Annotated in this window: 7 protein-coding genes, 2 pseudogenes and 1 riboswitch; of the genes and pseudogenes, 7 read left to right on the top strand and 2 right to left on the bottom strand. The window is 70.8% G+C overall.

The genetic code is table 11. The annotated features are described in order from the left end of the window. Nucleotides 1–181 (bottom strand): annotated as a pseudogene (locus ACWDS7_RS42660) (dihydrolipoamide succinyltransferase); the annotation flags it as partial. Between the two features lie 154 nt (nucleotides 182–335). On the opposite strand from ACWDS7_RS42660, the gene ACWDS7_RS42655 reads away from it, so the two are divergent. The 7 genes from ACWDS7_RS42655 (at nucleotide 336) to ACWDS7_RS42625 (ending at nucleotide 9,771) form a co-directional block, all read left to right on the top strand. Continuing rightward, on the top strand, nucleotides 336–611 hold the full coding sequence (locus ACWDS7_RS42655) for a hypothetical protein (RefSeq protein ID WP_306868430.1): 276 nt from the start codon (nucleotides 336–338) through the stop codon (nucleotides 609–611). Between the two features lie 11 nt (nucleotides 612–622). Next, nucleotides 623–2,443, top strand: a complete 1,821-nt coding sequence (glmS, locus tag ACWDS7_RS42650) for a glutamine--fructose-6-phosphate transaminase (isomerizing) (RefSeq protein WP_306868432.1) — start codon at nucleotides 623–625, stop codon at nucleotides 2,441–2,443. Between the two features lie 103 nt (nucleotides 2,444–2,546). Further along, a complete protein-coding gene (locus ACWDS7_RS42645; RefSeq protein ID WP_306868433.1) occupies nucleotides 2,547–3,584 on the top strand; it encodes a Bug family tripartite tricarboxylate transporter substrate binding protein in 1,038 nt (345 codons plus the stop codon). Beyond that, a riboswitch (cobalamin riboswitch) is annotated at nucleotides 3,583–3,782 on the top strand. (Overlaps the previous gene by 2 nt.) A gap of 199 nt (nucleotides 3,783–3,981) precedes the next feature. Continuing rightward, the gene (locus ACWDS7_RS42640; protein WP_451933924.1) at nucleotides 3,982–6,177 is read left to right on the top strand and encodes a ribonucleoside-diphosphate reductase subunit alpha; all 2,196 of its coding nucleotides are present in this window, start codon (nucleotides 3,982–3,984) and stop codon (nucleotides 6,175–6,177) included. Nucleotides 6,178–6,202: 25 nt separating this feature from the next. Beyond that, nucleotides 6,203–7,198 carry a ribonucleotide-diphosphate reductase subunit beta gene (locus tag ACWDS7_RS42635; protein WP_306868438.1) on the top strand — a complete coding sequence of 332 codons (996 nt, stop codon included), beginning with the start codon at nucleotides 6,203–6,205 and terminating at the stop codon, nucleotides 7,196–7,198. 60 nt (nucleotides 7,199–7,258) lie between these two features. Next, nucleotides 7,259–8,314, top strand: coding sequence for a mechanosensitive ion channel family protein (locus ACWDS7_RS42630; protein ID WP_306868440.1), 1,056 nt, complete (start codon nucleotides 7,259–7,261; stop codon nucleotides 8,312–8,314). Between the two features lie 863 nt (nucleotides 8,315–9,177). Beyond that, nucleotides 9,178–9,771 (top strand): hypothetical protein, encoded by a 594-nt coding sequence (locus ACWDS7_RS42625; protein WP_451933923.1) that lies wholly within the window; start codon nucleotides 9,178–9,180, stop codon nucleotides 9,769–9,771. Here the strand turns inward: ACWDS7_RS42625 and ACWDS7_RS42620 are convergent. After that, nucleotides 9,711–10,008 (bottom strand): annotated as a pseudogene (locus ACWDS7_RS42620) (hypothetical protein); the annotation flags it as partial. The gene ACWDS7_RS42625 and the pseudogene ACWDS7_RS42620 sit on opposite strands and share 61 nt — an antisense overlap.

Genomic DNA, 10,008 nt, shown 5'->3' with positions numbered 1-10,008 from the left:
CCGGCTCCCCGGCGGCGGGCGCCGGCGTCACGGCGGCTGGAGCCGGCACGAGGGGCGAGGCCGGCACGAGGGGCGGGGTCTGTACGGCGGGCGGAGCCGGTACGGCGGGCGGCGGCGTCACGGCGGCTGGGGCCAGCGCGGTGAGGGTGGCGACGACGGTGATCCCCGGCAGACGGCGCATAGTGATTCCTCCCGACCGCATGACTACGAAGAGTTATTCGAGGTTACCGACTGTCTCGCAATCGGGATGGCTTTAGATCGTCCGGGACGATCCTTGCCCGAAATCGGGCAGAAAACTTGGTGAAGGACGTCGATGCTGCGTATGGTCCTGCTCTGTGTCCACGGCATGGCATCCGCATGAGGATCTGATTACCCACCTGACCCGGACGAGCGCGCTCGGTCCCGGGGAGGCGGCGCGGGTGGTGGCGGACGTGCTGGCCTACTTCTCCGAGCCCGTCGAGGACTTCGTCCGGCGGCGCCACGGCGAACTCAAGGCCAAGGGGCTGGTCAACGACGAGATCTTCCCCCGGATCGCCGCCGAGATCACCTCTCGCCGTGTCGCGGCACCTGAACTCTCCCTGCGCCAGCTGCGCCGGATCGTCTACGGGTAAGGATCGGTCAAATGTGCGGAATCGTGGCTTATGTGGGACCAAAGGACGCGGCGCCGATCCTGCTGGAGGGCCTGCAGCGCCTTGAGTACCGGGGCTACGACTCGGCCGGCGTGGTGGTCTCCAACAAGGGCCTGAAGATGCGCAAGGTCAAGGGCCGGGTGGCCGACCTGGCGGCGGCCGTGCCGGCGCGGTTCAAGGGCACCCTGGGCATCGGGCACACCCGCTGGGCCACCCACGGCGCGCCCAGCGACGTCAACGCCCACCCCCACCTGTCCACCGACGAGCGCATCGCGGTGGTGCACAACGGCATCATCGAGAACGCCGACGAGCTGCGCGCCAAGCTGGAGGCCGACGGTGTGGTCTTCCTGTCCGAGACCGACACCGAGGTGCTGGCGCACCTGATCGCCCGGACCGTCGGGGAGACCGACTCGCTGGAGGAGGCGGTCCGGCTGGCGCTCAAGCGGATCGTCGGCACCTACGGCATCGCGGTGATCGACGCCCAGCGGCCCGGCGAGGTGGTGGTGGCCCGCAACGGCAGCCCGATCGTGCTGGGCATCGGCGAGAAGGAGATGTTCGCCGCCTCCGACGTGGCCGCGCTGGTCCGCTACACCCGCCAGGTGGTCCACCTGGAGGACGGGGAGCTGGCGGTGCTGAAGGCCGACGGCTTCCACACCTTCGCCAGCGACGCGCGCGAGACGGCCAAGGAGCCGCTGACCGTCGACTGGGAGGCCGGGCACTACGACACCGGCGGCTACGAGCACTACCTGCTCAAGGAGATCTCCGAGCAGCCCGACACCGTGGCCCGGACGCTGCGCGGACGGCTGGACGACCGCTTCCACATCGCCCACCTGGGCGGCCTCAACATGGACGCGCGCGAGACCCGGTCGTTCCGCCGGGTGAAGATCATCGGCTGTGGCTCCGCCTACTACTCGGGCCAGATCGGCGCCCAGCTCATCGAGGAGCTGGCCCGGATCCCGGCCGACGCCGAGCCGGCCAGCGAGTTCCGCTACCGCAGCCCGGTCGTGGAGCCCGACACCCTGTACGTGGCGATCAGCCAGTCGGGGGAGACCTACGACACCCTCGCCGCCGTCCAGGAGCTCAAGCGCAAGGGCGGCCGGGTGCTCGGCATCGTCAACACCGTCGGCAGCGCCATCGCCCGCGAGTGCGACGGCGGCGTCTACCTGCACGCCGGTCCCGAGGTCTCGGTGGCCAGCACCAAGGCGTTCACCTCGACCGCGGTGGCCTTCGCGCTGCTGGCGCTTCACCTGGGCCGGGTGCGCGACCTGTCCCCGGCCGACGGCCGCCGCATCTGCGAGGGCCTGCGCCGGCTGCCCGGCCAGATCAAGGAGATCCTCGCGCTGGAGCCGCAGATCAAGGAGCTGGCGCGCAAGTACGCCGACTCGCCGAGCATGATGTTCGTCGGCCGGGTCCGGGGCTACCCGGTGGCCCGCGAGGGCGCGCAGAAGCTCAAGGAGATCTCCTACGTGCACGCCGAGGCCTACCCGGCCAGCGAGCTCAAGCACGGGCCGCTGGCCCTGATCGGCCCGGAGATGCCGACCGTGGCGATCGTCCCCGACGACGAGCTGCTGGACAAGAACCTCACCACGCTCGGCGAGATCCGCGCGCGCGGCGGCCGGGTGCTCATGGTCGGTCACCGTACGGCCGACCCCAAGCTGGCCGACGACTGCGTCGTGGTGCCCAGGAACGAGACGGAGCTGGACCCGATCCTGCTGTCGATCCCGCTCCAGCTCCTGGCCTACCACGCGGCCGTGGCGCTGGAGCGGGATGTGGACAAGCCTCGCAACCTGGCCAAGAGCGTCACAGTGGAGTAGAGCCCCCCTGAGCTGCCTGATGGCAGTAAGACCCCCCAATGTGTGACACAAAGTGACGTGTCTGTAACCTGAAGTATTGGGGGGTCTGGGGGAAGGGGCGCTTATGTACCGTAGGCGGTTCTTCGCGCTCGCCCTGGGGGTCATGGTCGCCGGCGGCTGCGGTGGCTGCGGCGGGGCGGCGGACCCCCGCGTGCCGCTGGCGGGACGGCTGACCGTCATCGCGCCCGCCGCCCGCGGGCAGGGCTGGGACCGGGCCGCCCGCGCGCTGGCCGCGGTGCTGACCGGCGACGGGCTGGCGCGGAAGGTCGAGGTGGGCAACTACCCGGGCAGCCTGGGCGCCGCCGCGCTGGGGGCGTTCGCCGCCGCCCACGACCCGTTCACGTACGCGGGCAGGCTGCTGCTCACCGGGATGCCGATGGTGGCCGGCGCGGAGATCGCCAACACCGCCTCCGTGGTGGAGTCCACCACCCCCCTGGCCCGCCTGGTCGGCGACTGGGCGGCCCTGGTCGTCCCGGAGAACTCCCGCCTGCGCACCTTCGAGAACCTCGCCGCGGTGCTCCGCCGCGACCCGGCCGGGCTGACGGTGGGCGGCCGGATGGAGGGCGGCTCCGACCACGTGCTCTACGGCATGATCGGCAAGTGCCTGGGGGTGGACACCCGGCTGCTGGACTACGCCGGCTACTCCAGCGGGGCCGAGGGTGTGCACGCCCTCCACGACGGCAGGGTGGCCGCGCTGCTGGGCTCCGCCCGCTCCTTCGTGCCCGAGATCGCCGAGGGCCGGCTGCGGCCGCTGGTGGTCTCCTCCGCCGAGCGGATCGACGGGATCGACGCCCCGACGCTGATGGAGCTGGACGTCCGGCTGGAGTACACCGACTGGTGCGGCGTGCTCGGCCCCCGCGGCATGAGTTCCGACGACAGGGACGTGGCCGTCGCCCTGTGCGACCGCGTCGACGCCTCGTCCCGCTGGCGGGCGATCTGTGCGGCCAACGGCTGGAACCGGGTCTATCTGAGCGGGGACGACTTCCGCCAGTGGCTCGTCACGGAGACGCGCCGGACCCGGGAGGTGCTCGACGAGCTCGGACTGCTGAGCACCATCGGCACAAGCTGTTGGGGTAGTTGCGTCCGGCAGCACTACATGTAGGATCCTGCTCGTTGCTGGTTCGCCCCTCTGGGGGTGAGGCAAGAGGGAACCCGGTGAGATTCCGGGACTGCCCCGCAGCGGTGAACGGGAACGAAAGCCGTCATGGAGCACTGGGCGCACCTGCCTGGGAAGCGACGGCCGGTAGGCATGCGCCAGACGCCCGTGAGTCCGAAGACCTGCCGGCGACGTGTGGAGAGGGAGCCGAGCCGGGCACCGAGGGACGCGTGGAGCGGCCCGGAGCGTGCCGGGTGAGGCGGACCCGACCACGGAGATCGTTCAGGGCCTCGAGGGAGGGCCCGCGTGATGAGGCGGTCCGGCGTGCCCGGGGCCGTTCTCTGACGCGTGCGCCCTTCCGGCGAGAGCCGTACGGGGAATTCGAGCGCGCGAGGGGTAGCACGTGACACAGACCTTGGTCGACGTCGCCAAGGAGACCGGCAACGGCCCGGTCGACCGCCGGCTGGCCATCGAGGAGGCCGCCGCCCGGGTGATCGCCGACCCGGAGAACTCCAAGATCGCCGCCGGGCTGCTGGCGGAGCTGATCGCCGAGGAGGCCGCCGGGCACGGCGTCCGGACCTTCTCCGAGTCCGTCGCCGCGACCCACGCGGCCGGGCTGATCCAGGACGGGCTGGCCGCCTTCGTGGCCGCCAACGCCGCGGCGCTGGACGCGCTGGTGGACGGGGCGGCCGACGGCCGGTTCGAGTACTTCGGGCTGCGCACGGTCTACGACCGCTACCTGCTGCGCCACCCGCAGACCCGCAAGGTCCTGGAGCGCCCGCAGCACTTCTTCCTCCGGGTGGCCTGTGGCCTGTCGGAGACGGTGGAGGAGGCCGGCGAGCTCTACGCGCTCATGTCCACCCTGTCCTACCTGCCGAGCTCGCCCACCCTGTTCAACTCCGGCTCGCGCAGGCCCCAGCTGTCGTCCTGCTTCCTGCTCGACTCGCCCCGTGACGAGCTGGAGGCGATCTACGAGCGCTACGGGCAGGTCGCGCGGCTGTCGAAGTACGCCGGCGGGATCGGCATCTCCTGGACCCGGGTCCGCTCGCGGGGTTCGCTGATCCGGGGCACCAACGGCCACTCCAACGGCATCGTGCCGTGGCTGCGCACGCTGGACTCCAGCGTCGCCGCGGTCAACCAGGGCGGCCGCCGCAAGGGCGCGGCCTGCGTCTACCTGGAGACCTGGCACGCCGACATCGAGGAGTTCCTCGAACTGCGTGACAACACCGGCGAGGAGGCCCGCCGCACGCACAACCTGAACCTGGCCAACTGGATCCCCGACGAGTTCATGCGCCGGGTCGAGGCCGACGGCATGTGGTCGCTGTTCGACCCCAAGGAGGTCCCGCACCTCACCGACCTGTACGGCGCCGCCTTCGACGAGGCCTACCGGGCCGCCGAGGCCGAGGGCCGCTCCGTCAAGCAGATCCCGGCCCGGTCCCTGTACGGCCGGATGATGCGCACCCTGGCCCAGACCGGCAACGGCTGGATGACCTTCAAGGACGCCGCCAACCGGACCTCCAACCAGACGGCCCGCCCGGAGAACGTCATCCACCTGTCGAACCTCTGCACCGAGATCCTGGAGGTCACCAACGACGCCGAGACGGCCGTCTGCAACCTGGGCTCGATCAACCTCGCCGCCCACCTGGCCGGTCAGGACGTCGACTGGCCGCGGCTGCGCCGGACCGTCCGCACCGCCGTGCGGTTCCTGGACCGGACCATCGACCTGGGCTTCTACCCGACCCCGGAGGCCGAGGCGGCCAACCGGAAGTGGCGGCCGATCGGCCTGGGCGTGATGGGCCTGGCGGATGTGTTCTTCACGCTGCGGCTGCCGTTCGACTCCCCGCAGGCGCTGGAGCTGTCCACCCGCATCTCCGAAGAGATCGCGCTGGCCGCCTACGGCACCTCCGCGGACCTGGCCGTCGAGCGGGGGCGCCACCCCTCCTACGACGAGACCAGGGCCGCCGGCGGCGTGCTCCACCCCGACCACTACGGGGCCGGCGGCTCGCCGGAGTGGACGCGCCTCAGGGAGCGGATCGCCGAGACCGGCCTCCGCAACTCGTTGATGATCGCGATCGCGCCCACGGCCACCATCGCCTCCATCGCGGGCTGCTACGAGTGCATCGAGCCCCAGGTCTCCAACGTCTTCAAGCGCGAGACCCTGTCGGGAGAGTTCCTCCAGGTCAACCGCTATCTGGTCCGTGACCTGCAGGCCCGGGGCCGGTGGACCCCGCAGATCCGGGACGCGATCAAGCGGGCCGACGGCTCCGTCCAGGACGTCCCCGGCATGCCCGACGACCTCAAGGCGCTCTACCGGACCGCCTGGGAGCTGCCGCAGAAGGCGCTGATCGACCTGGCCGCGGCGCGCACGCCGTACATCGACCAGTCACAGTCGCTGAACCTGTTCATGGCCACGCCGACCATCGGCAAGCTCTCCTCGATGTACGCCTACGCGTGGAAGTCCGGCCTCAAGACCACCTACTACCTGCGCTCCCGGCCGGCGACCCGGATCGCGCAGACCACCGTGGCCCAGGCCGCGCCCGACCCGGAGGCCGTCGCGTGCTCGCTGGAGAACCCCGAGTACTGCGACGCCTGCCAGTAGCCACCTCCCCGAAAGGCACTCCCTGATGCTGCTCGACCCTGGCATGGACCTCACCCTGAGGCCCATGCGCTACCCGGAGTTCTACGAGCGCTACCGGGCCGCGATCCGCAACACCTGGACCGTCGAGGAGGTGGACCTCAACTCCGACCTGGCGGACCTGGCGAAGATGACGCCGGAGGAGCGCCACCTGATCAACCGCCTCGTCGCGTTCTTCGCGACCGGTGACTCGATCGTGGCCAACAACCTGGTGCTCAACCTCTACCAGCACGTCAACGCGCCCGAGGCGCGCCTGTATCTCAGCAGGCAGCTCTTCGAGGAGGCGGTGCACGTCCAGTTCTACCTGACCCTGCTGGACACCTACCTGCCCGACCACGACGAGCGGGTCAAGGCCTTCGCCGCGGTCGAGCACATCCCCTCGATCCGGGACAAGGCCGAGTTCTGCTTCCGGTGGATCGACTCGCTCGGCGGGCTCGACAGGCTGGAGTCGCAGGACGACCGGCGGGCGTTCCTGCTCAACCTGATCTGCTTCGCCGCGTGCATCGAGGGGCTGTTCTTCTACGGCGCCTTCGCCTACGTCTACTGGTTCCGCTCCAGGGGCCTGCTGGGCGGCCTGGCCACCGGGACGAACTGGGTCTTCCGCGACGAGTCCATGCACATGGAGTTCGCCTTCAGCGTGGTGGACACCGTGCGGGCCGAGGAGCCGGAGCTGTTCGACGACAAGCTCGGCGCGCAGGTCACCCAGATGATCGAGGAGGCGGTGGAGGCCGAGCTCGCCTTCGCGGCCGATCTGTGCGGTGACGGCCTGTCCGGGATGAGCGTGGGCCAGATGCGGCAGTACCTGGAGTACGTGGCCGACCAGCGCCTGGTCCGGCTCCGGCTCCCCGTCCGGTACGGCACCGCCAACCCGTTCGCGTTCATGGAGTTGCAGGACGTGCAGGAGTTGGCCAACTTCTTCGAACGGCGTGTCTCTGCCTATCAGGTAGCCGTTGAGGGGAATGTGACTTTCGACGAGGCGTTCTGATTACACGATGGATCCCCGGGCACGCCGTCTGGTAACGGACGACAAAGGGGGACGCCGTCAGTGTCCAGATGGATCATCCTGCTCGGTTCCATGCTGGCCGCCGCCGCGTGTGTGGAGATGGTGCGGCGGGCACTGAGATGGAGGTTGATCGGGGAGAAGTGGGTTCTCGCCGCTCCGCTCGTGCGCCGCTGCACCTGGCCCGGGTTCGCCACGGCGGTCGTGGTGACCGCCAACACGCTCTACCGGCCGAGCATGGCCGAGGGGCAGGTCGGCGGAGTGATCGACCAGATGCTCAGCCTGGCCATGATCGGGTGCGTCACCTGGCTGGTCATCCAGGCCGCCTACGCGGTCACCGACGTGGTCCTGGAGCGCCTGGTCGTCGTCCAGGGCGAGCGCAACCGGCGGGCCCGCCGGATCCGCACCCAGATCACCCTGGTCCGCCGGGTGGCCACGGCGGTGGTCGTCGTGCTGGCGATGGGCGCGATGCTCTTCACCTTCCCGCAGGTGCGCGCGCTCGGCGCCGGGCTGCTGGCCTCGGCCGGCATCGCCGGTGTGGTCGTCGGCGTCGCGGCCCAGTCCACCCTGGGCAACCTGCTCGCCGGGCTGCAACTGGCCTTCAGCGACGCGCTCCGGCTGGACGACGTCGTCGTGGTCGAGGACGAGTGGGGCCGGATCGAGGAGCTCACCCTCACCTACGTGGTGCTGCGCCTGTGGGACGAGCGCAGGCTGGTGCTGCCGGTCTCCTACTTCACGACCAATCCGTTCGAGAACTGGACCCGGCACGGCAGCCGGGTGATCGGCGCGGTGATCCTCCGCCTGGACTGGTCGGTCCCGGTGGAGGAGCTGCGCGCCGAGCTCTACCGCGCCCTGCGCGAGCACCCGCTCTGGGACCAGAAGGACTGGGTCCTCCAGGTCGTCGACACCCTCCCCGGCGGGCTGCTGGAGCTGCGCGCCCTGATGAGCGCCGCCGACTCGCCCAGTGCCTGGGACCTCAAGTGCGACATCCGCGAGCACATGGTGAAGTTCGTCCGGGAGAAATACCCCGAGTCGATGCCCCGCTTCCGGGTGGTGGAACAGCGCGAGCCGCTGTCCGGACTCGGGCTGGGGGAGCACTGAGGCCCGTCCGGCTCGACCGCCCCCTCGACGTCGCCGGGGCCGGCACCGCCAACGGGAGCAATGCCTCATCCGGGACTGCCTGTGGCCGTACATCCCCAGCCAGGAGTGGAAGACCGTCGCCTGAGAGGTCTCGCTGGTAACGCCGCGGGAAACAGCGGATACGCGGGTCAGCGACCCGCCGTCCGGGTGGTGTTCGAAGGCCCTTCGAGGGCTCCGACCCGCGTATCCGTCGGAAATCTCACCCGTACCGCCGGGACTCCTTGTCCTCGGCGGAGGTCTGCTCCGCGATCGGGCCGGCAGGCGCGGCCGCGGAGCGCGGGGCGGTGAGGGATTGCGGGTCCGAGGTCGGCCTGGGATCGAAGGTCGTCTCCGGCGCGGGGGTCGCGGTGGGTTGGGGGGTGGGGGTCGCGGTGGGTCGAGGGGTGGGGGTCGGGCACGCGCTCGGGGTGGGTGAGGGGGTCGGAACGGGTGAAGGGCACGCGGTGGGGGTCGCGGTGGGTTGAGGGGTGGGGGTTGGGCACGCGCTCGGGGTGGGTGAGGGGACGGGTGTCGGGGCTGGTGAGGGGCACGCGGTCGGGGCCGCCTGCGCGGGACCGGCCAAGCCCAATGGGCCGACCAGGACGGTCAGGGCCGCGGTCAGCGCGAGCACCACCGCAGACCAAGTGATCTTCTTGGTGTTCATGGCCCTCGATTCTGATGGGCCGCGACAGGCCTGGCGTCACCCGCGCGGGTGAGCGGTCGTGATCTACGTGATGACACGGCGCGGCCGGCACGCCGTCCGGAGCGGTCGTATTTACCTGACAGTGCGCAACATCTCCGAGGTTCCGCGCGTCGAAGTAGTCATGAACTCACGCACTGGACGCATGAGCAGCTTGAGGGCCCGCCGACTCCGAGCCTGGGTGAGCACCGCCGCCCTCGCCGCCTCACTGGCGACGATCCCGGGCGCAGGCGTCGCCGACGCGGCCACCGGGGAGAGCGCGCCGGCGCAGGCCACCGCCACCGCGGGGAAGACCGGCCAGGCCGCCGGCCGGCTCGACCGGGTCGACTGGGCGGCCGTGGTGGAGCCGGCGCTGAACTGTCCTGAGCCGGGGCCGGATGCCCCCTGGTACGTCGTGCGCGCCCGCGTCGCTGCCGTCGGCGACCTCACCCGTGACCGGCGGCGCGAGACCGTCGTCGTGTCGTCGTGCCCGAGCCCGACGTCGAGCAATCCCCTGACCGCCTTCGTCTACGACGGGGCCTCCGGCCGCTCGGCCCCCCACCTGCTCGGGAGGCTCGGCGGGAACCGCTACTTCAAGTCCCTGACGGCCACGATCGGCGACGGGCGGGTGCACCTGCGCGGCAGGGCGGTCAGCCGTCAGGCCCCCAACTGCTGCCCGGATCTGATCGTCAGCCAGACCTACGCGTGGAACGGCACGAAGTTCCGCAGAACAGCCGAGAAGGTGACCCGCATCTCCTGAGCCCATGCCCCGCATCTCGCCGGCTCGGTCATCCGCCGGATCTCGCCGATCCCGGCCTCGTCCTCCACCGCCAGGCCCTCCGCCGGATCCGCCCGCCTCGGATCCGGATCCGACCGCCCGGGTCCGGGGGCGGGGCCGGGGGTGAGGTATCCGTAGAGGGGGCCGTGCCGCTCGATGAAGGCCGACCTGCCGGTGCGCACCGTCTGGGCGACCGTGCCCATGCCGTACCAGAAGCCC

The sequence above is a fragment of the Streptosporangium sp. NPDC003464 genome (assembly GCF_053588315.1).
The sequence above is the reverse complement of the archived record's forward strand: the minus strand, read 5'-3'. Positions and strand labels throughout refer to the sequence as shown.